Raw genomic sequence first — 25307 nt, 5'->3', positions numbered from 1 at the left:
ACCCTGTCCCATCCGTTCGTCAAGGAGCACTCACGTGGCTGCCACCGACGTCCGCCCGAAGATCACGCTGGCCTGCGTGGAGTGCAAGGAGCGGAACTACATCACCAAGAAGAACCGGCGTAACGACCCGGATCGACTGGAGATGAAGAAGCACTGCCCGCGTTGCAATGCGCACACCGCGCATCGTGAAACGCGATAAATAAGGCTCGTATGCGAGGCCGTCCCCTTTGGGGGGCGGCCTCGCGTCGTTCATCCACCCTGTTCTCACACCCAGGAGGTACCGAGTCCATGGCGCTCGACCAGTCCTTCGTGGGGCGGACCTACCCGCCCACCGCCCCGTACGAGGTCGGCCGGGAGAAGATCCGCGAGTTCGCCGAGGCGGTGGGGGACGCCAACCCCGCCTACGTCGACCGTGAGGCCGCGCGTCAGCTCGGTCACTCCGACGTGATCGCCCCGCCCACTTTTGTGTTCGCGATCACCTTCAAGGCCGCGGGCGACGTCGTCCACGACCCGGAGCTCGGGCTCGACTACAGCCGGGTCGTGCACGGTGACCAGAAGTTCGCGTACACGCGTCCGGTGCGGGCCGGCGATCGACTCTCCGTGACCTCGACCATCGAGGCCATCAAGTCGCTCGCGGGCAACGACATCATCGACGTCCGCGGCGAGGTCCACGACGAAGCCGGCGAGCACGTCGTGACCGCCTGGACCAAGCTCGTCTCGCGCGCCGCAGAGGAGGCCTGATCATGGCGACGACCATCAAGTACGCGGACGTCGAGGTCGGCACCGAGCTGCCGGCGCAGACGTTCTCCGTGACGCGCGCCACGCTCGTGCAGTACGCGGGCGCTTCCGGTGACTTCAACCCGATCCACTGGAACGAGAAGTTCGCGGTCGAGGTCGGCCTGCCCGACGTGATCGCGCACGGCATGTTCACCATGGCCGAGGCGATCCGCGTCGTCACGGACTGGGTCCAGGATCCGGCCGCCGTCGTCGAGTACGGCGTGCGCTTCACGAAGCCCGTCGTCGTCCCGAACGACGACAAGGGTGCCGAGATCGAGGTCAGCGCCAAGGTCGCGGCCAAGCTCGACGACAACCGCGTGCGGGTCGACCTCGTCGCCCTGTGCGCGGGGCAGAAGGTCCTCGGCATGTCGCGGGCGGTCGTTCAGCTGGTCTGATCGCCGTCTTCGTTCCCCGTAGACGCAGGTAAGGGGTGCCCTCCATGGAGCGGCGCCCCTTACGCGTATCCAGGGGTTGACTTAGATAGTGATTGGCCACTAACTTTGTCGCATGGTCAGGATGAGTGCGGAGGAGCGGCGCGAGAGCGTCATTCGCGCGGCGATGATCGAGTTCGCCCGCGGCGGCTACAGGGGCACGTCCACCGAGGCGATCGCCAAGCGCGTGGGCGTCTCGCAGCCGTACCTCTTCCGGCTCTTCCCGGGCAAGCAGGCCATCTTCCTCGCGGCGGCCCGGCATTGCTGCGAGAGCACCACCGAGGTGTTCCGGAAGGCGGCCGAGGGGCTGGAGGGGGCCAAGGTCGAAGAGGCCTTGGGCGGTGCCTACTTGTCGCTCATCTCCGACGAGCCCGACATGCTGCTCATGCAGATGCAGATCTACGTGGCGGTGGCCGCCGCCGAAGCGTCCGGTGAAGCGGAGTTCGGCGCCGAGATCCGTCGCCTGTGGATGGAGATGTACGACACGATCCTGCTGGCGATGGGGGCGGACGTCGAGGAGACGACCAACTTCCTCGCCGAAGGGATGTTGATCAATGTCCTGGTGTCGATGGGCTTCCCGCCCGACCACCGGGTCTGGGCCGGCTGCTTCCAGCCGTCGCAGTCCGAGTAACAGGCGCAGCGCACGTGTCACGGGGGCGCGCACTTTTGTGCCCGCGAAAGTTAGTCATCAATAACTAACCCAGGGATCTCAAGGGGAAGCGATGTCACAGCAGCCAACACAGCGCGGGGGAGCGGTCTGGGCCCTCGTCATCACCAGCGTCGCCGGATTCATGGCGGCTCTCGACAACCTCGTCGTCACCACCGCCCTGCCGTCCATCCGCGAGGACCTCGGCGGCGCTCTGGACGACCTGGAGTGGACGGTCAGCGCCTACACGCTCACCTTCGCCGTCCTGCTCATGTTCGGCGCGGCGCTCGGCGACCGGTTCGGCCGCAGGAGGCTCTTCCTCGTCGGGCTCACCGTCTTCACCGGGGCGTCCGCCGCGGCGGCCATGGCGCCCGGCATCGACTCGCTGATCGCCGCACGCGCGGTGCAGGGTGTCGGCGCCGCGATCATGATGCCGCTCACCCTGACCCTGCTGACCGCGGCCGTCCCGGTCGCCAAGCGCGGGATGGCCTACGGCATCTGGGGCGCCGTCAACGGTCTCGCCGTCGCCTCGGGGCCGCTCATCGGCGGCAGCCTGACCGAGCACGTCTCCTGGCACTGGATCTTCTGGCTGAACGTCCCGCTCGGCCTCGCCCTGCTCCCGCTCGCCCGGCTGCGCCTGAAGGAGTCCTACGGCTCCGGTGCCCGGCTCGACGTCGCCGGCACCGTGCTGGCCAGCGGTGGCCTCTTCGGGATCGTCTACGGGCTGGTCCGCGCCCCCATCGTCGGCTGGACCGACACCCTCGTACTGACCGCCATGTTCGCGGGCGCCGCCCTGCTCGTCGGGTTCGTGCGCCACGGCATCCGCAGCGAGAACCCCATGCTCCCCATGCGGCTCTTCCGCTCCCGCGCCTTCTCCGGGATCAACACCGCGAGCCTGCTGATGTTCCTCGGGATGTTCGGATCGATCTTCCTGCTCAGCCAGTTCATGCAGGGCGTGCTCGGCTACTCGCCGACCGAGGCGGGCCTGCGGATGCTGCCGTGGACCGGCATGCCGATGCTCGTCGCGCCGATCGCCGGAATCCTGGCCGACCGGATCGGCGGCCGCCCGGTCGTGGCCGCGGGACTCTTCCTCCAGGCCGTCGGACTCGGCTGGTTCGCCTCCGTGGTCGCCGCCGACGTCTCGTACGCCGCTCAACTGCCGGCCCTGATCATCAGCGGTGTGGGCATGTCCCTGTACTTCGCGCCCGCCTCCCACCTGGTCATGTCCAGCGTCCGTGAACACGAGCAGGGCATCGCGTCGGGCGCCAACAACGCGCTGCGCGAGGTCGGCGGAGCGCTCGGCATCGCGATCATGTCGTCGATCTTCTCGGCGCGGGGCGGCTACGACTCCGCGCAGCACTTCGTGGACGGCATCGAGCCCGCGCTGTGGGTCGGCTCCGCCCTGGTGGCCGTGGCGGGCGTCGCCGCGCTGCTCATCCCGCGGGCCCGGCGCACCACGGCCGTCGTGCGCGACGCCGAGTCCGCCCCGGTCCTGGAAAGCGTCTGACACCCCCGCACGTCCGCCCGTCACCCGTGCCCGTACATCCGTACATGGAAGGGAACCCGTCGTGCCGACACTGCCCTGGACCGTTCCGAACACGCCGCCCGCGCGCGCGGAGGCCACGGTCTTCGCCTCCCGCTTCGAGACCCGCACCCTGTGGGGCGCCCTGAAGTTCCTCCTCCGTACGCCCACCATCTGGCGCCAGGTGGGACGCGCACCCGGCGCCTACGGGGCCACCTTGAAGGCGGCGCCCTTCCGGCGCACCTTCTGGACGCTGTCCGTCTGGGAGTCGCCCGAGGCGCTCAAGGCCTTCGCGGCCTCGGCGCCGCACGGCCCGATCGCGGCGGGCCTGCGCGGACAGATGAAGGACTCCGCCTTCCGCACCTGGCGGACGACCACCGACGAACTGCCACTGGACTGGAAGGACGTCCTGCGGCGCTTCTCGTGAGATGCGGCACGTCAGAGCGGCCCCGTCCGAGCGGCGGGGCCGTTCTCGTACTCTGGACCGCGTGCAGGAACTCCACGACGCCCCCCTCGCCCCCCTGACCACCTTCCGGCTCGGCGGGCCCGCCACCCGGCTCATCACCGCGACGACCGACGCCGAGGTGATCGACGCGGTGCGCGAGGCCGACGCCGCAGGCACCCCGCTGCTGATCATCGGCGGCGGCAGCAACCTCGTCATCGGCGACAAGGGCTTCGCGGGCACCGCCCTGCGCATCGCCACCCAAGGCTTCGCACTCGACGGTACGCAGCTGGAACTGGCGGCCGGTGAGGTGTGGACCGACGCCGTCGCGCGCAGCGTCGAGGCCGGTCTCGCGGGCATCGAGTGCCTCGCCGGGATCCCCGGCTCCGCGGGCGCGACACCCATCCAGAACGTGGGGGCGTACGGCCAGGAGGTCTCTGCCACGATCACCGAGGTGATCGCCTACGACCGCGCCATTGGCGAGACGGTCACGATCCCGAACGCCGAGTGCGCCTTCTCGTACCGCCACAGCCGTTTCAAGGCCGAACCCGAGCGCTATGCAGTGCTGCGGGTGCGGTTCGACCTGGAGGACGCGGGCGGTCTCAGCGCGCCCATCAAGTACCCGGAGACCGCGCGCACCCTCGGTGTCGAGGCGGGCGACCGGGTGCCGGCCGCCACCGCGCGCGAGACCGTCCTGAAGCTGCGCGCGGGCAAGGGCATGGTGCTCGACGCGGAGGACCACGACACGTGGTCGGCCGGTTCGTTCTTCACCAACCCGATCCTCACGGAGGCGGAGTTCGCCGCCTTCCGCGCGCGCGTGGCCGAGCGGCTTGGGCCCGACATGAAGGCACCCGCCTTCCCCGCGGGCGAAGGGCTCACCAAGACGTCGGCGGCCTGGCTCATCGACAAGGCGGGCTTCACCAAGGGCTACGGGACGGGGCCGGCCCGCATCTCCACGAAGCACACCCTGGCGCTCACCAACCGGGGCGCGGCCACCACGGAGGACCTCCTCGACCTCGCGCGCGAGGTCGTCGCCGGAGTGCGCGAGGCCTTCGGCGTGACGCTCGTCAACGAGCCGGTGACGGTCGGCGTCCGGCTCTGAGCAGCGACTACTCCGCATTGACGTGTTAAGGATCCGCCCCTGATAGTGACGGCGTCGACGAGCTGGTCGACACGCACATCAGGGTGGGGACCACAGATGCAGGACACCGACGGGCAGCCCGTGCTGCCCGCGTACGAGCGCGCCGAACGACTGCTGCGCGCGGGGGAGTTGAAGGCGGCCCGGACCGAGGCGCAGGCGGGCCTCGACGAGCACGGACCGCACGCGGGGCTCTACGAAGTCCTCGGGCGCGCCCACGAGGCCGAGGACGAGGACGACCACGACACCGCCGCGGAGCGCGCCTACCGCGCCGGGCTCGACGCCTTCCCGGACGATCTGGACCTGCTCGCCGCGTACGCCTCCTTCGGGCTGGCCTGCGACGGACTGGAGCACCCGGGACGGCAGGCACGCGGGCGCGCGGCGGCCGAGCGGCTGGTGGAACTGGCCCCGGGCTCCCCGCAGGCGCGCCAGGCCGGTCACGCCCCCGGACCCAAGCCGCCCTCCGAGGCCCGGATCCAGCGCCATGACGCCCGTACCGTGCTCGCCCCGGGTGTTGCCCCGCAAGCCGCCGCCGAAGAGGCCGCACAGGCCGCCGCCGCATGGCCGCACGACCGGCGCCTGGCCGTGCGCGCCGCGACGCTGGCCGAGCTGGCCCGGCCGGTCGCGGCACCCGCGCGCGCGGTACTGCGTCACCCGTACCCGGCGGCGCTGTTGCTGGCCGTCGCCGCCTCCGCGCTGATCCTCACCGTGACGGCGCTCGAACTGTCGTCCTGGCTGCTGCTCGCCGTCTTCCTGCTGACCGCACCCGTGCGCCAGGAACAGGCCCTGCTGCGTCGGGCGCGCAGCCGGGCCGCGGCCGGGCTGCCGGTCGAGCACCGCGAGCCCGCGCCGAGCGCCCCCGACATCCCGCCCGTGAGTCCCCGGCAGAAGCTGGTGGCCGCCTGCGCGACGCTGATCCTGGTGGCGTCGGCGGGCGCCTCGGCGACCTGGGCCTACGCGCGGAGCGTGGCGTATCCGCACTACGCGGCCGCGGTGCCCCGGACGTTCCACGGTCTGCCGCGGCTCCCGGACAGCCCCGTGCTGAACCTCTACGCCGCGATCACGCCCGACAGGGCGATGCCCCGGCAGGTCGACCGCCTGCTCGCCGCCTACGGGGAGAAGGGGACCGCACAGCCAGCCGTGCTGCTGTTCGGATTCACGGGCGACCTGCACGATGTCGATCCCGGGGACGTCACCGGCGTTTTCCGCGAGGGCATCGAGATGACCGGCGCGCAGGTGACCGGCGCGTGGCACCCGGCGTCGGGACGCCTGGGCGGTCGCGTCGACTGCCTGACGTTCGAATCGCGCCTCGGGGGTGCGGCGCAGGGCGCCTGCACCTGGGCGGACCGCGGCAGCCTGGGCACGGTCCTGGTCAGCGCCGAGGGCATGAGCCATGCCGAGATCGCGCGGATCGCCGGGGAACTGCGCCGGCAGACCCTGACGCCGGGGCACGCCGGGCAGGCGTGATCCTCAGTACGCCACTCCGACGCCCTGCTTCACCGTCCCCGGGTCGTCCACCATCGCCAGCATCGCGTGCGCCACGTCCGCGCGGCCGATGAAGCGGCCCGAGCGCGGGAAGCCGCCCACGACGGTCCGGTACGAACCGGTGACCGGCTTGTCCTGGAGCCGGGGCGGCCGCACCGAGGTCCAGTCGGTCGCGCTGCGCGCCAACTCGGCCTCCATCGCGGTCAGATCGACGTAGACGGGCTTCAGAATCGCGCTGACCAGCTTCCCCATCACGCGGTCGGCGAGCGGCGAGTCGGCGGGCTCCGGTCCCACCGGCATCGCGCTGACCACGAGCAGCCGGCGCACACCCTCCGCCTCCATCGCCTTGAGCACCGAACGCGTCAGCTCCGTCGTGATCCCCGCGTCCGCGCGCTTGCGGGCGCCGAGCCCGGAGAGCACCGCGTCCCGGCCCGCGACCGCCGGGCGCAGCGACCCGGGATCCGCGAGGTCGCCGCGGAACACCTCCAGGCGCTCACCGGTGACGGTGAACCGCGCCGGGTCCCGTACCACCGCCGTGACCTCGTGCCCGGCCGCGAGGGCCTGCCGGACGATCTCCTGACCGATGCCGCCGGTCGCACCGAAAACCGTGAGCTTCATGGCGTACCTCCAGGTGCGCATGACAGAAGAGGACTGAAGGTGGGTGAGTGTTCACTCACCTCCGTTCACCCTTAGAGTGAGTGAGTACTCACCCCCGCGTCAAGCCCGCTTGGAGCCCGCATGGACCAGAAGCCGGCCCGCGTCCGCATCGTCGACGCGGCCCACGAGCTCATGCTGAGCATCGGCCTCGCCCGCACCACCACCAAAGCCATCGCCAAGGCGGCCGACTGCTCCGAAGCGGCGCTCTACAAGTACTTCGCCAACAAGGAGGAGCTCTTCGTGACGGTGCTCGACGAGCGCCTGCCGAAGCTCGGCTCCCTCCTGGGCCGCCTCCTCGCGGACGGCGCGGGCAACCCCGACCGCACGGTCGAGGAGAACCTCACCGACATCGCCCGCGAAGCGGCGCTCTTCTATGAGCAGACCTTCCCGATGGCCGCGTCCCTGTATGCGGAGCCCCAGCTCAAGCGCCGCCACGAAGAGGTGATGCGCGGCATGGGCACCGGCCCCCACAGGCCGATCCAGGGACTCGACGCCTACTTGCGGGCCGAACAGAAGGCGGGCCGCATCAGCGCCGAGGCCGACACGTACGCGGCCGCTTCGCTCCTCCTGGGCGCGTGCTCGCAGCGCGCCTTCGCCTACGAGATGTCCCCGGACCGCAGACCGCCGGTGGACGAGTTCGCGGCGCATATCGCGCACACCCTGCTCACAGGAATCGCATAAGGTCTCCCCGTTCCAGGGGAGGGATCATTCATGCGCGCAAGAGCACGCCGTGCCGCCGTGTCCGCGGCGAGCACGGTGCTGGTGGGGGTACTCGCGACGGCCGGATGCGGCCGGTCCGGCCTGACCGGGGGCGACGACAAGGACGCGGCCCGCGCGCACGGCGCGACCGCGTACACCAAGGTCGCCGCGCTGCCCGAGCGGATGTCCGCCGACGGCACGACCGTCGTCGTCGGCTCGCCCGACGCGGAGACCGTCGTCCACGTCTACGAGGACATGCGCTGCCCGGTCTGCCAGGAGTTCGAGCGCGAAGGCGGCGGTGAGGCGCTCCAGAAGCTGGCGCTGACGGGCGAGGTCCGGCTCGAATACACCTTCGCCTCCTTCCTCTCCGACAAGAGCCATCTGGGCGGCAGCGGCTCGCGCAAGGCGGCCAACGCGCTGCGCGCGGCCGTCGACCGGGGCAAGTTCACCGAGCTCCACAAACTGCTCTTCCTCCACCAGCCGGAGGAGGTCGTCGACGGCTACACCGACGCCTTCCTGCTGCGAACGGCCTCACAGGTCGACGGCCTGCGCGGCAAGAAGTTCGACGCGGCGGTGCGGACCATGAAGTACGGCGACTTCGTCGAGGCCTCCCAGAAGGCGTTCGACGACGACGGCGCGGACGGCACCCCGGGCTTCGCGATCAACGGAAACCTGGTCCCCGAACACCTGCGCGGGGGCATGTTCGACGCCGAGCTGCTCCCGCTGGTGGTGCGCATGCTGGCCGGCGGCGTCACACCCCCGCCGGACCAGGTCGGCTGATCAGCCGGCCAGCCACGCGTCCACGCCGCCCAGGAGCTTCTCCTTGACCTCCTCGGGCGCCGCCGAGCCGCGCACCGACTGCCGCGCCAGCTCGGCCAGTTCGGCGTCGGAGAAGTCGTGGTGGCGCCGCGCGATCTCGTACTGGGCGGCGAGCCGCGAGCCGAACAGGAGCGGGTCGTCGGCGCCGAGCGCCATCGGCACCCCGGCCTCGAACAGCGTGCGCAGCGGCACGTCCTCGGGCTTCTCGTAGACGCCGAGCGCCACGTTCGAGGCCGGGCAGACCTCGCACGTCACACCCCGGTCCGCGAGCCGCTTCAGGAGGCGTGGGTCCTCGGCGGCCCGCACCCCGTGCCCGATCCGCCGCGCGTCCAGGTCGTCGAGACAGTCCCGTACGGACGCCGGACCGGTCAGCTCGCCCCCGTGCGGCGCGGCCAGCAGCCCGCCCTCCCGCGCGATGGCGAAGGCCCGGTCGAAGTCCCGGGCCATGCCCCGCCGTTCGTCGTTGGAGAGCCCGAACCCGACGATGCCCCGGTCCGCGTACCGCACCGCGAGACGCGCCAGCGTCCGGGCGTCCAGCGGGTGCTTCATGCGGTTCGCGGCGACGAGCACGCGCATCCCGAGCCCGGTCTCGCGCGAAGCGCTCTCGACCGCGTCCAGAATGATCTCCAGCGCGGGGATCAGCCCGCCCAGCCTCGGCGCGTACGACGTCGGGTCGACCTGGATCTCCAGCCACCCCGACCCGTCCGCGATGTCCTCCTCGGCGGCCTCCCGCACCAGGCGCTGGATGTCCTCGGGCTCCCGCAGACAGGAACGCGCCGCGTCGTAGAGCCGCTGGAACCGGAACCAGCCCCGCTCGTCCGTGGCCCGCAATTTCGGCGGTTCGGCCCCGGTCAGCGCCTCGGGCAGCCGCACGCCGTACTTGTCGGCGAGTTCCAGCAGGGTCTCGGGCCGCATCGACCCGGTGAAGTGCAGGTGCAGATGGGCCTTCGGCAACTGCCGTACATCACGTTTTACTACGCGCTCCATCCCAAGATCCTGCCGTACGCACCTGGCGTACCGGTAGCGCCTTTCCACCTTCGGGGTCCCGCCCGAACGAAGAAACGGGCCGCCTCCGTGAAGGAGGCGGCCCGTTTCAGTGGCCCGCTACAGAGGGCGTACGACTCAGTCCTGCGCCTCGGCCAGCAGCTTCTGGATGCGCGAGACACCCTCGACGAGGTCCTCGTCGCCCAGCGCGTACGACAGACGCAGGTAACCCGGCGTACCGAAGGCCTCTCCGGGAACCACCGCGACCTCGGCCTCTTCAAGGATGAGCGCGGCGAGCTCGACGGAGTCCTGCGGACGCTTGCCGCGGATCTCCTTGCCGAGCAGCCCCTTCACCGACGGGTACGCGTAGAAGGCGCCCTCGGGCTCCGGGCACAGCACGCCGTCGATCTCGTTGAGCATCCGCACGATCGTCTTGCGACGACGGTCGAAGGCCTCGCGCATCTTCTCCACGGCGGTCAGATCGCCGGACACGGCGGCGAGCGCGGCCGCCTGCGCGACGTTCGACACGTTCGACGTGGCGTGCGACTGAAGGTTCGTCGCGGCCTTCACGACGTCCTTCGGGCCGACGATCCACCCCACGCGCCAGCCGGTCATCGCGTACGTCTTCGCGACACCGTTGACCACGATGCACTTGTCGCGCAGCTCCGGAAGGATCGCGGGCAGCGACGTGAACTTCGCGTCCCCGTAGACGAGGTGCTCGTAGATCTCGTCCGTCATGACCCACAGGCCGTGCTCCACGGCCCAGCGGCCGATCGCCTCGGCCTCGGCCTCGCTGTAGACGGCACCCGTCGGGTTCGACGGCGAGACGAAGAGCACGACCTTCGTACGCTCCGTGCGCGCGGCCTCCAACTGCTCGACGGTGACCCGGTACCCGGTCGTCTCGTCGGCGACCACGTCCACCGGCACACCGCCCGCGAGGCGGATCGACTCCGGGTAGGTGGTCCAGTACGGCGCCGGGACGATGACCTCGTCGCCCGGGTCGAGGATCGCGGCGAACGCCTCGTAGATGGCCTGCTTGCCGCCGTTGGTCACCAGAACCTGCGAGGCGTCGACCTCGTAGCCGGAGTCGCGCAGCGTCTTGGCGGCGATCGCGGCCTTCAGCTCGGGCAGACCGCCGGCCGGCGTGTAGCGGTGGAACTTCGGGTTCTTGCAGGCCTCGATGGCTGCCTCGACCACATAGTCGGGCGTCGGGAAGTCGGGCTCACCGGCGCCGAAGCCGATCACCGGACGCCCGGCGGCCTTGAGGGCCTTGGCCTTGGCGTCGACGGCGAGGGTCGCGGACTCGGAGATGGAGCCGACGCGGGCGGAGACCCGGCGCTCAGTAGGAGACGAACCAGCGGACGGGGAAGGAGTTGCAGCGCTCATAACCCCATCGTTCCAGACCCGAAACCCGCCCGGCACACGGGTTTCCAAGACCATCGGATCCACTGCTGATTCGTTGTTGATCCACTTCTCGTCGCCATTCGTTCGACGAGGGGCCGCGGACCACGTACACTCACTGCTCGTTGGCCTTCACCGGCCGCTCCTTCCGACCGCACTCCGTGCACCCGGGTGGATGCGGTACGTTGGGGAAAACAAAGGGTCGTAGCTCAATTGGTAGAGCACTGGTCTCCAAAACCAGCGGTTGGGGGTTCAAGTCCCTCCGGCCCTGCTACACACTCCTCACGCCAGGATGTGTGCGCATGTACGTACTGCATTGCACCGCCGTGCGGCTCAACCGGGCGCGGCACGGCCACGACCCGGAATTCAGGTGAGGACGAGTGACGGACGCCGTGGGCTCCATCGACATGCCTGATGCCCAGGACGACGTGTCGGAGTCCAAGAAGAAGGCCCGCAAGGGTGGCAAGCGCGGCAAGAAGGGACCCTTCGGTCGCCTCGCGCTCTTCTACCGCCAGATTGTCGCCGAGCTCCGCAAGGTCGTCTGGCCGACTCGCAGTCAGCTCTCGACGTACACAACCGTGGTGATTGTGTTCGTCGTCATCATGATCGGTCTGGTGACCGTGATTGACTATGGCTTCAGCCATCTCATCAAGTACGTCTTCGGTTAAACCGAAAGCGGAGGGCGCCGTCACCGGCGCCCCTTTCGCGCGTTCCACCCCATGTATCCAGGAAGAAGCAGCCACCGTGTCTGACCCGAACCTGAACGACGCCATCGAGTCGGCGGAGTCCGTGGAGGACCAGCTCGACATCGTCGAGGCGGCGGATGCCGAGGACCCGGACCAGGCCGAGGCTGCCGACATCGCCGCCGGCGAGCCCGCCGAAGAGGCTGCCCTCGAGGTCGAGACCGCGGAAGCGGACGCCGATGTCGATGTCGATGACGACGACGCCGAGGAAGAGGCCGTCGAGGCCGAGGCCGATGCCGAGGTCGAGGAGCTCGCGGAGGAGCAGGAGCCGGTCGACCCCGTCACCGCTCTCCGCGACGAGCTGCGTGGCCTGCCGGGCGAGTGGTACGTCATCCACACCTACGCGGGCTACGAGAAGCGCGTGAAGGCCAACCTCGAGCAGCGTGCCGTCTCGCTGAACGTCGAGGAGTTCATCTACCAGGCCGAAGTGCCCGAGGAAGAGATCGTCCAGATCAAGAACGGCGAGCGCAAGAACGTCCGGCAGAACAAGCTGCCCGGTTACGTTCTCGTCCGCATGGATCTGACGAACGAGTCCTGGGGCGTCGTCCGCAACACTCCTGGCGTCACCGGCTTCGTGGGCAACGCCTACGACCCGTACCCGCTGACCCTGGACGAGATCGTCAAGATGCTCGCCCCGGAGGCCGAGGAGAAGGCCGCGCGCGAGGCCGCCGAGGCCGAGGGCAAGCCGGCTCCGGCCCGCAAGGTCACGGTCGAGGTCCTGGACTTCGAGGTCGGCGACTCGGTCACCGTCACCGACGGCCCGTTCGCGACGCTCCAGGCCACGATCAACGAGATCAACGCGGACTCGAAGAAGGTCAAGGGCCTCGTCGAGATCTTCGGTCGTGAGACCCCGGTCGAGCTCAGCTTCGACCAGATCCAGAAGAACTAGCCCTCACCGGGCTTCCAGCTCCTTCTGGACACAACGCTTCCGAGCAGGTCAGAACGGCTGTCAAAGCCGCTCTGACCTGCTCGGTTTTTAGCCCCGCATAGATACCCGTTATCGTTGTGCGGTATGCCTCCATCCGGATGATCCGGACGATCATCGCTGTGGATGGTGGCTGAACACTCTCACTAAGACCCGGAGAGAGAGCACATGCCTCCCAAGAAGAAGAAGGTCACGGGGCTCATCAAGCTCCAGATCCAGGCCGGCGCCGCCAACCCGGCTCCGCCGGTCGGCCCCGCGCTGGGCCAGCACGGCGTCAACATCATGGAGTTCTGCAAGGCCTACAACGCCGCGACCGAGTCGCAGCGCGGTTGGGTCATCCCGGTGGAGATCACGGTCTACGAGGACCGCTCCTTCACCTTCATCACCAAGACCCCGCCGGCCGCGAAGATGATCCTCAAGGCCGCTGGTGTCGAGAAGGGCTCGGGCGAGCCGCACAAGACCAAGGTCGCCAAGATCACCGAGGCGCAGGTCCGCGAGATCGCCACGACCAAGATGCCCGACCTCAACGCCAATGACCTGGACGCCGCGTCCAAGATCATCGCCGGCACCGCCCGCTCCATGGGCATCACGGTCGAGGGCTGACACCCACCTCGTAGGTACATCCGTGGCAGGACCTGCTCGGTCCGGACCACGACTCCTCAGAACACACAGGAGCAGTAGTGAGCAAGCGCAGCAAGACTCTCCGCGCTGCGGACGCCAAGATCGACCGGGACAAGCTCTACGCCCCGCTCGAGGCCGTCCGTCTCGCCAAGGAGACCTCCGCGTCGAAGTTCGACGGCACCGTCGAGGTCGCCTTCCGCCTGGGCGTTGACCCGCGCAAGGCCGACCAGATGGTCCGTGGCACCGTGAACCTCCCGCACGGCACCGGCAAGACCGCCCGGGTCCTGGTCTTCGCGACCGGTGACCGTGCTGCGGCCGCGGAAGCCGCTGGCGCCGACATCGTCGGCTCCGACGAGCTCATCGACGAGATCTCCAAGGGCAACCGCCTGAACGAGTTCGACGCCGTTGTCGCCACCCCGGACCTCATGGGCAAGGTCGGCCGCCTCGGCCGCGTGCTCGGTCCGCGTGGCCTCATGCCGAACCCGAAGACCGGCACCGTGACCCCGGACGTGGTCAAGGCCGTGAACGAGATCAAGGGCGGCAAGATCGAGTTCCGCGTCGACAAGCACTCGAACCTGCACTTCATCATCGGCAAGGCGTCGTTCGACGACACCAAGCTGGTGGAGAACTACGGCGCGGCCCTGGAGGAGATCCTCCGCCTGAAGCCGTCCGCCGCCAAGGGTCGTTACATCAAGAAGGCCGCGATCAGCACCACGATCGGCCCCGGCATTCCGGTCGACCCGAACCGCACCCGCAACCTCCTCACCGAGGAGGACCCGGCCGCGGTCTGAGCCCCACAGGCTCGCTGAAGTCGGCGACGGGCCCCGCACCCTCCGAGGTGCGGGGCCCGTTCCTCTTTTCCCGAAGCTCCCGGACGTTCCCGGACGTTCCCCGACGTTCCCCGAGGTTTCCTGGGCGTTCCCGCCCCTCCCCGTACGGCACGCGCTAGCGTCGCCGTGACCGACCGGGGGAGCGTATGAGGCACGTACGACGAGGGGCGGCGGTCCTGGCCGCCGTGGGCGCCCTGCTCGTGGCCTGCGGAAGCGGCGAGAGCAGCGCCGACCCGGCGGCGGCCGACGCGCTGCGGGCGGCCCGCCGGCACGTCGCCGCGGCGGGCTCGGCCCGCGTCGACGCCACGACCGACACCGGCGGCGGCCTCACCTCACGCAGCGCGGGCACGCTCGCCTGGTCCGACGGGGTCGAGGGCACCCTCACGGTCCGCATCACCGGCGGCGAACTGGCCGCCTCCACCCGCAAGTTGGGCGGCGACCCCTCGCAGACGCGCTTCCTGCCCGACGCGTACTACACCCGGATGACCGACGCCTTCGCGTCCCTCCAGGGCGGCCGGCACTGGATCCGCCACCCGTACGACGCGCACAGCGACCTCACCCCGGCCGACTCCCTCAAGGCCCTCGGCGAGGCGAAGGACCTGCGCCGGGTGGGCCGGGAGACCGTGCGCGGGACCTGGACCACCCACTACCGCGGCACCTCCGGCGAACAGCAGATGGACGTCTGGATCGACTTCCGCGACCTCCTGGTGCAGCGCACCCAGCGCGCGGGCGACTTCACCAGCACCATCCGCTACAGCGACTACGGGGCCGAGGCCGCGGCCGTGCGCCCGCCCGCGCACGACACCGTCGACTTCTCGGACATCACGAGCGGCGGGTGACCGACGAACCGACCCGCTGTCGGAGGCGTCCTATACCGTGCCATGAGTACGCGTGTTCCAAGGGGTGGGATTGAGATGACTGTTGTCGTACGACGTGTGGCGGGCGCTGCCGCCGCGACCGCGCTGCTGTGTTCCGGAGCCGTCGCCTGCGGTGGGGGCTCGGACAAGGGGAGCGGCGAGAAGTCGGCCGCCACGACCCAGTCCCGGTCCCAGATGACCCAGGCCCTCACAGCCGCGTACGAGAAGACCTCGGAGGCCAAGTCCGCCAAGGTCGAGATGACGATGAAGACGCCCTCGGCGCTCGGTGGCGGCGGCACCATGAAGATGTCGGGGACCATGGGCTGGGACCCCACCGTCATGGATATGACGATGACGGGCTCCGCGCTCACGGCCGGAGATCCGGACGCGCCGGAGAACATCCGCATGATCATGCAGGACAGCGTGATGTACATGGACATGGGCGCGGCCGCGGCCAAGGACATGGACGGCAAGCGCTGGATGAAGATGGACCTCGGCGCCCTGGCGAAGCAGTCCGGGGACGAGAAGCTCACGCGGCAGATGACCGGCAGCCTGGACAGCATGAACCAGGACCCGGCCCAGCAGATCGCGGTCCTGCTCGACTCGCCGAACCTGAAGCACATCGGTTCCGCCACGGTCGACGGCGTGCGGACGCAGCACTACAAGGGCAAGCTCACGGTCGACGAGATGATGAAGTCGAACGACTCCCTGAAGGTGCTCAGCGAGTCGGAGCGCAGCCGACTCCTGAAGAACGTCAAGAAGGCCGGCATCAAGGACTACGACACCGAGCTGTGGGTCAGCGAGGACGATCTGCCGGTCCGCCTGGACGTCACGATGGACAGCTCCGAGGGCGCCGTCGACATCTCGGAGAAGTTCTCGGACTACGGCGCCGCGGTGAAGGTCGACGAACCGCCGGCGAGCCAGACCTTCGACCTGATGGACATGCTCAAGGAGCTCGGCGACAGCGCCGGCAGCGGCGTCTGAGCGGATTTGCTTGATAAGCCCGCCTTCCCGTAACCTTCCACAGAAGCCAAAGACCGCTGGTCGTCGCCGTGCACTCGCAAGAGGGTTCGGTGGCCGAAGGATCCGCTGAAATTGCGGACGACCCGCGCAGGTGACCGTGGAAGTGCTCCCGGGGTTCGCAAGAATCCTCGGTAGAGCTCACGCCCCGTGCGCCTGCGCCGGGGCGTTTTCGTTTTCCCAGCCTCCTTGCGAGCGGTCCTCATCACCCGGAAGGAGGCCGACGCTCTATGCCGACGCCCGACAAGGCTGCCGCGGTAGCCGAGCTCACGGACAAGTTCCGCAGCTCGAACGCCGCCGTGCTGACCGAGTACCGGGGTCTCACCGTGGCCCAGCTCAAGCAGCTGCGCCGTTCGCTCGGTGAGAACTCCGAGTACGCCGTGGTGAAGAACACGCTGACCAAGATCGCGGCCAACGAGGCCGGGATCACTACGCTCGACGACCTGTTCAACGGTCCGACGGCGGTTGCCTTCGTCACCGGTGACCCGGTGGAGTCGGCGAAGGGTCTTCGTGACTTCGCCAAGGACAACCCGAACCTCGTCATCAAGGGCGGTGTCCTTGACGGCAAGGCGCTGTCCGCCGACGAGATCAAGAAGCTTGCGGACCTCGAGTCCCGCGAGGTTCTGCTCAGCAAGCTGGCCGGTGCGTTCAAGGGCAAGCAGTCCCAGGCTGCTCAGCTCTTCCAGGCGCTCCCGTCGAAGTTCGTCCGCACCGCGGAGGCGCTTCGGGTCAAGCAGGCCGAGCAGGGCGGTGCCGAGTAATTCGGCTCGCACATTGACCGCCGCCTGAGGCGACGGTCGACGCGGGCCGAATGTACGCCCGCCGACATGGACAACCGGCACCAGCCGATTTAGTGGAAGGATCGCCCATCATGGCGAAGCTCAGCCAGGAAGACCTGCTCGCCCAGTTCGAGGAGATGACCCTCATCGAGCTCTCCGAGTTCGTGAAGGCCTTCGAGGAGAAGTTCGACGTCACCGCCGCTGCCGCCGTCGCCGTTGCCGGCCCGGCCGCCACCGGCGCCCCGGCCGAGGCCGAGGCCGAGCAGGACGAGTTCGACGTCATCCTCACGGGTGCCGGCGAGAAGAAGATCCAGGTCATCAAGGTCGTGCGCGAGCTCACCTCCCTGGGCCTCAAGGAGGCCAAGGACCTCGTCGACGGCACCCCGAAGCCGGTCCTCGAGAAGGTCGCCAAGGAGGCCGCTGACAAGGCTGCCGAGTCCCTCAAGGCCGCCGGCGCCTCCGTCGAGGTCAAGTGACCTCGCGAGTCCGCTGACTCCTCTCCGGTGAAACTGCTCCCTCGGGAGCTGTAACGCCGAGGTACCGAAGGGCGATCACCCAACTGGGTGGTCGCCCTTCGGCGTTGTCTGGCTCGCATGCCGAGGGTGCCTTGCACTGCTGGTCGCGAAGAGTATGGTGATCTTCGTTGTGCCTGGCGCCACCCCTGTTCGGTCAAGAGGGGGCCTTGACGAACCGCACGCAGCGCGCAATTCTCAGGACGCGTCGTCACAACGATCCGGGCTCCGAGGCATGGATCGACGGCGAAGAGGGCAGTAAGGATGTGCGCTCAGCGCACAGGGCATGCCGCAGACAGTGAATGGTTGAGAACAACGAGGGTGTCAAAGAACCCGCACTGGACATCAGTGGGCCTTCTGGCTACACTGTCCCTTTGCGCTGCCTGTTAGCTGCTCCCTGCCCGTCACCAGGGGCATGTCCTCGCTTGAGCACAGCCGACTGAATCGACCCTCACCTGGGCTTTTCCGTCTCTCTGCCTGGCTTGGGACCGGTACGCGCGTAGTGAGTCCGAGCCCTCGGAAGGACCCCCTCTTGGCCGCCTCGCGCAACGCCTCGACCGCGAATACGAACAACGGCGCAAGCACCGCCCCGCTGCGCATCTCCTTTGCAAAGATCAAGGAGCCCCTCGAGGTTCCCAACCTGCTCGCCCTGCAGACCGAGAGCTTTGACTGGCTGCTCGGCAACACGGCTTGGCAGAGTCGGGTCGAGGCGGCTCTGGAGTCGGGTCAGGACGTCCCCACCAAGTCCGGTCTGGAGGAGATCTTCGAGGAGATCTCCCCGATCGAGGACTTCTCCGGGTCGATGTCGCTGACGTTCCGCGACCACCGTTTCGAGCCCCCCAAGAACTCGATCGACGAGTGCAAGGACCGCGACTTCACGTACGCGGCCCCGCTCTTCGTCACCGCTGAGTTCACCAACAACGAGACCGGCGAGATCAAGTCCCAGACGGTCTTCATGGGCGATTTCCCGCTCATGACGAACAAGGGCACCTTCGTCATCAACGGCACCGAGCGTGTCGTGGTGTCGCAGCTGGTCCGTTCGCCGGGTGTCTACTTCGACTCCTCCATCGACAAGACGTCCGACAAGGACATCTTCTCCGCCAAGATCATCCCGTCCCGGGGTGCCTGGCTGGAGATGGAGATCGACAAGCGCGACATGGTCGGTGTGCGCATCGACCGCAAGCGCAAGCAGTCCGTCACCGTCCTGCTCAAGGCTCTCGGTTGGACGACCGAGCAGATCCTCGAGGAGTTCGGCCAGTACGAGTCCATGCGCGCCACCCTGGAGAAGGACCACACCCAGGGCCAGGACGACGCGCTGCTCGACATCTACCGCAAGCTCCGCCCGGGCGAGCCGCCCACGCGTGAGGCTGCTCAGACGCTGCTCGAGAACCTCTACTTCAACCCGAAGCGCTACGACCTCGCGAAGGTCGGCCGCTACAAGGTGAACAAGAAGCTCGGCGCGGACGAGCCGCTGGACGCCGGCGTGCTCACCACCGACGACGTCATCGCGACCATCAAGTACCTGGTCAAGCTGCACGCCGGTGAGACCGAGACGGTCGGCGAGTCGGGCCGGGAGATCGTCGTCGAGACCGACGACATCGACCACTTCGGCAACCGTCGTATCCGTAACGTCGGCGAGCTCATCCAGAACCAGGTCCGTACGGGTCTCGCCCGTATGGAGCGCGTCGTGCGTGAGCGCATGACGACCCAGGACGTCGAGGCGATCACGCCGCAGACCCTGATCAACATTCGCCCGGTCGTGGCGTCGATCAAGGAGTTCTTCGGTACGTCGCAGCTGTCCCAGTTCATGGACCAGAACAACCCGCTGTCGGGGCTGACGCACAAGCGTCGTCTGAACGCCCTCGGCCCGGGTGGTCTCTCCCGTGAGCGGGCCGGCTTCGAGGTGCGAGACGTGCACCCCTCGCACTACGGCCGCATGTGCCCCATCGAGACCCCTGAAGGCCCGAACATCGGCCTGATCGGTTCGCTCGCCTCGTACGGACGGATCAACCCGTTCGGTTTCATCGAGACGCCGTACCGCAAGGTCGTCGACGGTGTCGTCACCGACGACGTCGACTACCTGACGGCCGACGAGGAAGACCGCTTCGTGATCGCCCAGGCGAACGCGACGCTCTCCGACGACATGCGCTTCACCGAGGCCCGCGTTCTGGTCCGCCGTCGTGGCGGCGAGATCGACTACATCCCCGGTGACGACGTCGACTACATGGACGTCTCGCCGCGCCAGATGGTGTCGGTCGCGACCGCCATGATCCCGTTCCTCGAGCACGACGACGCCAACCGTGCCCTCATGGGCGCGAACATGATGCGTCAGGCCGTGCCGCTGATTAAGTCCGAGGCGCCGCTCGTCGGCACCGGCATGGAGTACCGCTGCGCCGTCGACGCCGGCGACGTGCTCAAGGCCGAGAAGGACGGTGTGGTCCAGGAGGTCTCCGCGGACTACATCACCACCGCCAACGACGACGGCACGTACACCACGTACCGCCTGCACAAGTTCTCCCGCTCGAACCAGGGCACCTCCGTCAACCAGAAGGTTGTCGTGGACGAGGGCGCCCGCGTGATCGAGGGCCAGGTCCTGGCCGACGGTCCCGCCACCGAGAACGGCGAGATGGCGCTCGGCAAGAACCTGCTCGTCGCGTTCATGCCGTGGGAGGGTCACAACTACGAGGACGCGATCATCCTGTCGCAGCGCCTCGTGCAGGACGACGTCCTCTCCTCGATCCACATCGAGGAGCACGAGGTCGACGCCCGTGACACCAAGCTCGGCCCGGAGGAGATCACCCGGGACATCCCGAACGTCTCCGAGGAGGTCCTCGCGGACCTCGACGAGCGCGGCATCATCCGTATCGGTGCCGAGGTCGTCGCCGGCGACATCCTCGTCGGCAAGGTCACGCCCAAGGGTGAGACCGAGCTGACGCCGGAGGAGCGCCTGCTCCGCGCGATCTTCGGCGAGAAGGCGCGCGAAGTGCGCGACACCTCGCTGAAGGTGCCGCACGGTGAGATCGGCAAGGTCATCGGCGTCCGCGTCTTCGACCGTGAAGAGGGCGACGAGCTGCCGCCGGGCGTGAACCAGCTGGTTCGTGTCTACGTGGCGCAGAAGCGCAAGATCACGGACGGTGACAAGCTCGCCGGCCGCCACGGCAACAAGGGTGTCATCTCCAAGATCAACCCGATCGAGGACATGCCGTTCCTCGAGGACGGCACCCCGGTCGACATCATCCTCAACCCGCTGGGTGTCCCGTCCCGAATGAACCCGGGACAGGTCCTGGAGATCCACCTCGGCTGGCTCGCCAGCCGCGGCTGGGACGTCTCCGGGCTCGCGGACGAGTGGGCCCAGCGCCTCCAGGCCATCGAGGCCGACCAGGTCGCCCCGGGCACCAACGTCGCCACCCCCGTCTTCGACGGTGCGCGTGAGGACGAGCTCGCGGGTCTCTTCGAGCACACCCTGCCGAACCGCGACGGTGACCGTCTGGTCCTCCCGTCCGGCAAGGCGCGGCTGTTCGACGGCCGCTCCGGCGAGCCGTTCCCGGACCCGATCTCGGTCGGGTACATGTACATCCTCAAGCTGCACCACCTGGTCGACGACAAGCTCCACGCCCGTTCGACCGGTCCGTACTCGATGATCACCCAGCAGCCGCTGGGTGGTAAGGCCCAGTTCGGTGGCCAGCGCTTCGGTGAGATGGAGGTGTGGGCGCTGGAGGCGTACGGCGCCGCTTACGCCCTCCAGGAGCTGCTGACCATCAAGTCCGATGACGTGACCGGCCGCGTGAAGGTCTACGAGGCCATCGTCAAGGGCGAGAACATCCCCGAGCCGGGCATCCCTGAGTCCTTCAAGGTGCTCATCAAGGAAATGCAGTCCCTGTGCCTCAACGTGGAGGTGCTGTCCTCGGACGGCATGTCCATCGAGATGCGCGACACCGACGAGGACGTCTTCCGCGCGGCGGAGGAGCTCGGCATCGACCTGTCCCGGCGCGAGCCGAGCAGCGTCGAAGAGGTCTGACGGGAGTCAGGCCGGGGGCTCTTCATGAGCCCCCGGCCGGCCCCCAGACCCCCGTTTCAGACCACAGACTTACAACCCTGAGAGGGATTGACGCATAGTGCTCGACGTCAACTTCTTCGATGAGCTCCGGATCGGTCTGGCCACCGCTGACGACATCCGTCAGTGGAGCCACGGCGAGGTCAAGAAGCCCGAGACCATCAACTACCGCACCCTCAAGCCCGAAAAGGACGGACTCTTCTGCGAGAAGATCTTCGGTCCGACCCGGGACTGGGAGTGCTACTGCGGTAAGTACAAGCGTGTCCGCTTCAAGGGCATCATCTGCGAGCGCTGTGGCGTCGAGGTCACGCGCGCCAAGGTGCGTCGTGAGCGGATGGGCCACATTGAGCTGGCCGCTCCCGTCACCCACATCTGGTACTTCAAGGGCGTTCCGTCGCGTCTGGGCTACCTGCTCGACCTCGCCCCGAAGGACCTCGAGAAGGTCATCTACTTCGCCGCGTACATGATCACGTACGTCGACGAAGAGCGTCGTACCCGTGACCTGCCCTCCCTCGAGGCGCACGTCCAGGTCGAGCGTCAGCAGGTCGAGAACCGTCGTGACTCGGACCTCGAGGCCCGCGCCAAGAAGCTCGAGACCGACCTGGCCGAGCTCGAGGCCGAGGGTGCCAAGGCCGACGTGCGCCGCAAGGTGCGCGAGGGTGCCGAGCGCGAGATGAAGCAGCTGCGCGACCGTGCGCAGCGCGAGATCGACCGTCTGGACGAGGTCTGGTCGCGCTTCAAGAACCTCAAGGTCCAGGACCTGGAGGGCGACGAGCTCCTCTACCGCGAGCTGCGTGACCGCTTCGGCACGTACTTCGACGGCTCGATGGGTGCCGCGGCGCTTCAGAAGCGTCTCGAGACCTTCGACCTCGAGGAGGAGGCCGAGCGCCTCCGCGAGATCATCCGTACCGGCAAGGGCCAGAAGAAGACCCGTGCGCTCAAGCGCCTCAAGGTCGTCTCCGCGTTCCTGCAGACCAGCAACAGCCCCAAGGGCATGGTGCTCGACTGCGTGCCGGTCATCCCGCCGGACCTGCGTCCGATGGTGCAGCTGGACGGTGGCCGCTTCGCGACCTCCGACCTGAACGACCTGTACCGCCGCGTGATCAACCGCAACAACCGCCTGAAGCGCCTTCTCGACCTCGGTGCGCCCGAGATCATCGTGAACAACGAGAAGCGCATGCTCCAGGAGGCCGTGGACGCCCTCTTCGACAACGGTCGTCGTGGTCGCCCGGTGACCGGTCCCGGTAACCGCCCGCTGAAGTCCCTGAGCGACATGCTCAAGGGCAAGCAGGGTCGTTTCCGTCAGAACCTTCTCGGTAAGCGTGTGGACTACTCCGCGCGTTCCGTGATCGTCGTCGGTCCGCAGCTGAAGCTGCACCAGTGCGGTCTGCCCAAGGCCATGGCCCTTGAGCTCTTCAAGCCGTTCGTGATGAAGCGCCTGGTCGACCTGAACCACGCGCAGAACATCAAGAGCGCCAAGCGCATGGTGGAGCGCGGCCGCACGGTCGTGTACGACGTCCTCGAAGAGGTCATCGCCGAGCACCCGGTTCTGCTGAACCGTGCTCCCACCCTGCACCGCCTCGGCATCCAGGCCTTCGAGCCGCAGCTGGTCGAGGGCAAGGCCATCCAGATCCACCCGCTCGTCTGCACCGCGTTCAACGCGGACTTCGACGGTGACCAGATGGCCGTGCACCTGCCGCTCTCCGCGGAGGCGCAGGCCGAGGCCCGCATCCTGATGCTGTCCTCGAACAACATCCTCAAGCCCGCCGACGGCCGTCCGGTGACGATGCCGACCCAGGACATGGTCCTCGGTCTGTTCTTCCTCTCCACCGACGGTGAGCTCCGTGACACCAAGGGCGAGGGCCGCGCGTTCGGCTCCGTCGCCGAGGCGATCATGGCGTTCGACGCCGGCGAGCTGGCGCTCCAGTCGCCGGTCGACATCCGCTTCCCGGTGGGCACCATCCCGCCGCGTGGCTGGACGCCGCCGGTCGCCGAGGAGGGCGAGCCCGAGTACCAGCAGGGCGACAGCTTCCGGCTGCGTACGACCCTGGGCCGCGCGCTCTTCAACGAGCTGCTGCCTGAGGACTACCCGTTCGTCGACTACTCGGTGGGCAAGAAGCAGCTCTCCGAGATCGTCAACGACCTGGCCGAGCGCTACCCCAAGGTCATCGTGGCGGCGACGCTCGACAACCTGAAGGCGGCGGGCTTCTTCTGGGCGACCCGTTCCGGTGTCACCGTGGCCATCTCCGACGTCGTCGTTCCCGAGGCGAAGAAGGAGATCGTCGCCGGGTACGAGGCGCAGGACGAGAAGGTCCAGAAGCAGTACGAGCGCGGTCTCATCACGAAGGAAGAGCGCACTCAGGAGCTCATCGCGATCTGGACCAAGGCGACCAACGAGGTTGCCGAGGCGATGAACGCGAACTTCCCGAAGACGAACCCCATCTTCATGATGGTTGACTCGGGTGCCCGAGGAAACATGATGCAGATGCGTCAGATCGCCGGTATGCGTGGTCTGGTGTCGAACGCCAAGAACGAGACGATCCCGCGTCCGATCAAGGCCTCGTTCCGCGAGGGTCTGTCGGTGCTCGAGTACTTCATCTCGACCCACGGTGCTCGTAAGGGTCTGGCGGACACCGCCCTGCGTACCGCCGACTCGGGTTACCTGACCCGTCGTCTGGTGGACGTCTCGCAGGACGTCATCATCCGCGAGGAGGACTGCGGCACCGACCGTGGTCTGCGTCTGAAGATCGCCGTTCGCGGCGAGGACGGCGTCCTGCGCAAGACGGACGACGTCGAGACCAGCGTGTACGCCCGTATGCTCGCCGAGGACATCGTCGTCGACGGCAAGGTCATCGCGCCGGCCAACGTCGACCTGGGTGACGTCCTCATCGACGCCCTGGTCGCCAACGGCGTCGAGGAGGTCAAGACCCGCTCGGTCCTGACCTGTGAGTCCGCGGTCGGCACCTGTGCCTTCTGCTACGGCCGTTCGCTCGCCACCGGCAAGCTGGTCGACATCGGTGAGGCGGTCGGCATCATCGCCGCCCAGTCCATCGGTGAGCCCGGTACCCAGCTGACGATGCGTACCTTCCACACCGGTGGTGTGGCCGGTGACGACATCACCCAGGGTCTGCCCCGTGTCGTCGAGCTCTTCGAGGCTCGTACGCCGAAGGGTGTCGCCCCGATCTCGGAGTCCGCGGGCCGGGTCCGGATCGAGGAGACCGAGAAGACCAAGAAGCTCGTGGTCACGCCGGACGACGGCAGCGACGAGATTCCCTTCCCGATCTCCAAGCGTGCCCGTCTGCTCGTCGGCGAGGGCGACCACGTCGAGGTGGGCCAGAAGCTCACCGTGGGTGCCACCAACCCGCACGACGTGCTGCGCATCCTCGGTCAGCGTGCGGTCCAGGTCCACCTGGTCGGCGAAGTCCAGAAGGTCTACAACTCGCAGGGCGTGTCGATCCACGACAAGCACATCGAGATCATCATCCGGCAGATGCTGCGCCGCGTGACGATCATCGAGTCCGGCGACGCGGAGCTGCTGCCGGGCGAGCTCGTCGAGCGCTCGAAGTTCGAGACCGAGAACCGTCGTGTGGTCACCGAGGGCGGTCACCCCGCCTCCGGCCGTCCGCAGCTGATGGGTATCACCAAGGCCTCGCTGGCGACGGAGTCCTGGCTGTCGGCCGCCTCCTTCCAGGAGACGACCCGAGTCCTGACGGATGCGGCGATCAACGCCAAGTCCGACAGCCTCATCGGCCTCAAGGAGAACGTCATCATCGGTAAGCTCATCCCGGCCGGTACGGGTCTGTCCCGCTACCGCAACATCCGGGTGGAGCCCACCGAGGAGGCCAAGGCCGCGATGTACTCGGCCGTCGGCTACGACGACATCGACTACTCGCCGTTCGGCACCGGCTCCGGCCAGGCCGTTCCGCTGGAGGACTACGACTACGGTCCGTACAACCAGTAAGCGA

23 protein-coding genes and 1 tRNA gene are annotated in these 25307 nt (G+C 68.2%); 21 read left to right on the top strand and 3 right to left on the bottom strand.

The window, feature by feature from the left end; genetic code table 11:
* The first annotated feature begins 34 nt into the window (after positions 1–34).
* From rpmG to V2W30_RS16490, 8 genes are all read left to right on the top strand, one after another.
* Positions 35–199: a 50S ribosomal protein L33 gene (rpmG, locus tag V2W30_RS16525; protein ID WP_004571794.1), complete on the top strand. Its 165-nt coding sequence runs from the start codon at positions 35–37 to the stop codon at positions 197–199.
* Between the two features lie 89 nt (positions 200–288).
* Positions 289–741 (top strand): MaoC family dehydratase N-terminal domain-containing protein, encoded by a 453-nt coding sequence (locus tag V2W30_RS16520; protein ID WP_338697347.1) that lies wholly within the window; start codon positions 289–291, stop codon positions 739–741.
* A gap of 2 nt (positions 742–743) precedes the next feature.
* Complete coding sequence (locus tag V2W30_RS16515; protein ID WP_338697345.1) at positions 744–1172, top strand: MaoC family dehydratase; 429 nt, start codon at positions 744–746, stop codon at positions 1170–1172.
* Positions 1173–1284: 112 nt separating this feature from the next.
* A complete protein-coding gene (locus V2W30_RS16510; protein ID WP_338697343.1) occupies positions 1285–1839 on the top strand; it encodes a helix-turn-helix domain-containing protein in 555 nt (184 codons plus the stop codon).
* A 91-nt stretch (positions 1840–1930) separates the two neighbouring features.
* Positions 1931–3361 carry a DHA2 family efflux MFS transporter permease subunit gene (locus V2W30_RS16505; protein ID WP_338697341.1) on the top strand — a complete coding sequence of 477 codons (1431 nt, stop codon included), beginning with the start codon at positions 1931–1933 and terminating at the stop codon, positions 3359–3361.
* Between the two features lie 61 nt (positions 3362–3422).
* Positions 3423–3803 (top strand): DUF3291 domain-containing protein, encoded by a 381-nt coding sequence (locus V2W30_RS16500; protein ID WP_338697339.1) that lies wholly within the window; start codon positions 3423–3425, stop codon positions 3801–3803.
* 1 nt (position 3804) lies between these two features.
* Positions 3805–4920, top strand: coding sequence for a UDP-N-acetylmuramate dehydrogenase (locus V2W30_RS16495; RefSeq protein WP_338697337.1), 1116 nt, complete (start codon positions 3805–3807; stop codon positions 4918–4920).
* A gap of 96 nt (positions 4921–5016) precedes the next feature.
* Complete coding sequence (locus V2W30_RS16490) at positions 5017–6423, top strand: hypothetical protein (RefSeq protein WP_338697335.1); 1407 nt, start codon at positions 5017–5019, stop codon at positions 6421–6423.
* A 3-nt stretch (positions 6424–6426) separates the two neighbouring features.
* Here V2W30_RS16490 and V2W30_RS16485 read toward each other — a convergent pair whose 3' ends face one another.
* The gene (locus V2W30_RS16485; protein WP_338697333.1) at positions 6427–7059 is read right to left on the bottom strand and encodes an NAD(P)-dependent oxidoreductase; all 633 of its coding nucleotides are present in this window, start codon (positions 7057–7059) and stop codon (positions 6427–6429) included.
* Between the two features lie 120 nt (positions 7060–7179).
* Between V2W30_RS16485 and V2W30_RS16480 the strand changes: the two genes are divergently transcribed.
* Both V2W30_RS16480 and V2W30_RS16475 read left to right on the top strand, forming a co-directional pair.
* Positions 7180–7779, top strand: coding sequence for a TetR/AcrR family transcriptional regulator (locus V2W30_RS16480; RefSeq protein ID WP_338697332.1), 600 nt, complete (start codon positions 7180–7182; stop codon positions 7777–7779).
* 30 nt (positions 7780–7809) lie between these two features.
* A complete protein-coding gene (locus V2W30_RS16475) occupies positions 7810–8577 on the top strand; it encodes a DsbA family protein (RefSeq protein ID WP_338697330.1) in 768 nt (255 codons plus the stop codon).
* On the opposite strand, the gene V2W30_RS16470 is transcribed toward V2W30_RS16475, so the two are convergent.
* Both V2W30_RS16470 and V2W30_RS16465 read right to left on the bottom strand, forming a co-directional pair.
* A complete protein-coding gene (locus V2W30_RS16470) occupies positions 8578–9603 on the bottom strand; it encodes an adenosine deaminase (RefSeq protein WP_338697329.1) in 1026 nt (341 codons plus the stop codon).
* Positions 9604–9738: 135 nt separating this feature from the next.
* Positions 9739–10986: a pyridoxal phosphate-dependent aminotransferase gene (locus tag V2W30_RS16465; RefSeq protein WP_338697328.1), complete on the bottom strand. Its 1248-nt coding sequence runs from the start codon at positions 10984–10986 to the stop codon at positions 9739–9741.
* A 213-nt stretch (positions 10987–11199) separates the two neighbouring features.
* Here V2W30_RS16465 and V2W30_RS16460 point away from each other — a divergent pair.
* The 11 genes from V2W30_RS16460 to V2W30_RS16410 all read left to right on the top strand — a co-directional run bounded on the left by V2W30_RS16460 (position 11200) and on the right by V2W30_RS16410 (position 25303).
* Positions 11200–11272, top strand: a tRNA-Trp gene (locus V2W30_RS16460).
* A gap of 109 nt (positions 11273–11381) precedes the next feature.
* Positions 11382–11669 (top strand): preprotein translocase subunit SecE, encoded by a 288-nt coding sequence (gene secE / locus V2W30_RS16455; protein ID WP_338697326.1) that lies wholly within the window; start codon positions 11382–11384, stop codon positions 11667–11669.
* A 76-nt stretch (positions 11670–11745) separates the two neighbouring features.
* Positions 11746–12633 (top strand): transcription termination/antitermination protein NusG, encoded by an 888-nt coding sequence (nusG, locus tag V2W30_RS16450; protein ID WP_338697325.1) that lies wholly within the window; start codon positions 11746–11748, stop codon positions 12631–12633.
* A 204-nt stretch (positions 12634–12837) separates the two neighbouring features.
* The gene (gene rplK / locus V2W30_RS16445; protein WP_016645192.1) at positions 12838–13272 is read left to right on the top strand and encodes a 50S ribosomal protein L11; all 435 of its coding nucleotides are present in this window, start codon (positions 12838–12840) and stop codon (positions 13270–13272) included.
* Positions 13273–13349: 77 nt separating this feature from the next.
* Positions 13350–14081: a 50S ribosomal protein L1 gene (gene rplA / locus V2W30_RS16440; protein ID WP_338697324.1), complete on the top strand. Its 732-nt coding sequence runs from the start codon at positions 13350–13352 to the stop codon at positions 14079–14081.
* Positions 14082–14266: 185 nt separating this feature from the next.
* Entirely contained in the window at positions 14267–14959 is a 693-nt protein-coding gene (locus tag V2W30_RS16435; protein ID WP_338697322.1) for a hypothetical protein, read from the top strand.
* Positions 14960–15034: 75 nt separating this feature from the next.
* A complete protein-coding gene (locus tag V2W30_RS16430; RefSeq protein WP_338697321.1) occupies positions 15035–15961 on the top strand; it encodes a hypothetical protein in 927 nt (308 codons plus the stop codon).
* 266 nt (positions 15962–16227) lie between these two features.
* The gene (rplJ, locus tag V2W30_RS16425) at positions 16228–16758 is read left to right on the top strand and encodes a 50S ribosomal protein L10 (RefSeq protein WP_338697320.1); all 531 of its coding nucleotides are present in this window, start codon (positions 16228–16230) and stop codon (positions 16756–16758) included.
* A gap of 110 nt (positions 16759–16868) precedes the next feature.
* On the top strand, positions 16869–17252 hold the full coding sequence (rplL, locus tag V2W30_RS16420) for a 50S ribosomal protein L7/L12 (protein WP_338697318.1): 384 nt from the start codon (positions 16869–16871) through the stop codon (positions 17250–17252).
* A 568-nt stretch (positions 17253–17820) separates the two neighbouring features.
* Entirely contained in the window at positions 17821–21306 is a 3486-nt protein-coding gene (rpoB, locus tag V2W30_RS16415) for a DNA-directed RNA polymerase subunit beta (RefSeq protein ID WP_338697316.1), read from the top strand.
* Between the two features lie 97 nt (positions 21307–21403).
* Positions 21404–25303, top strand: coding sequence for a DNA-directed RNA polymerase subunit beta' (locus tag V2W30_RS16410; RefSeq protein WP_338697314.1), 3900 nt, complete (start codon positions 21404–21406; stop codon positions 25301–25303).
* Positions 25304–25307 lie beyond the last annotated feature (4 nt).

It is taken from the genome of Streptomyces sp. Q6 (assembly GCF_036967205.1).
Classification (GTDB): domain Bacteria; phylum Actinomycetota; class Actinomycetes; order Streptomycetales; family Streptomycetaceae; genus Streptomyces; species Streptomyces citrinus.
This window is presented reverse-complemented; position numbering and strand designations above follow the sequence as displayed.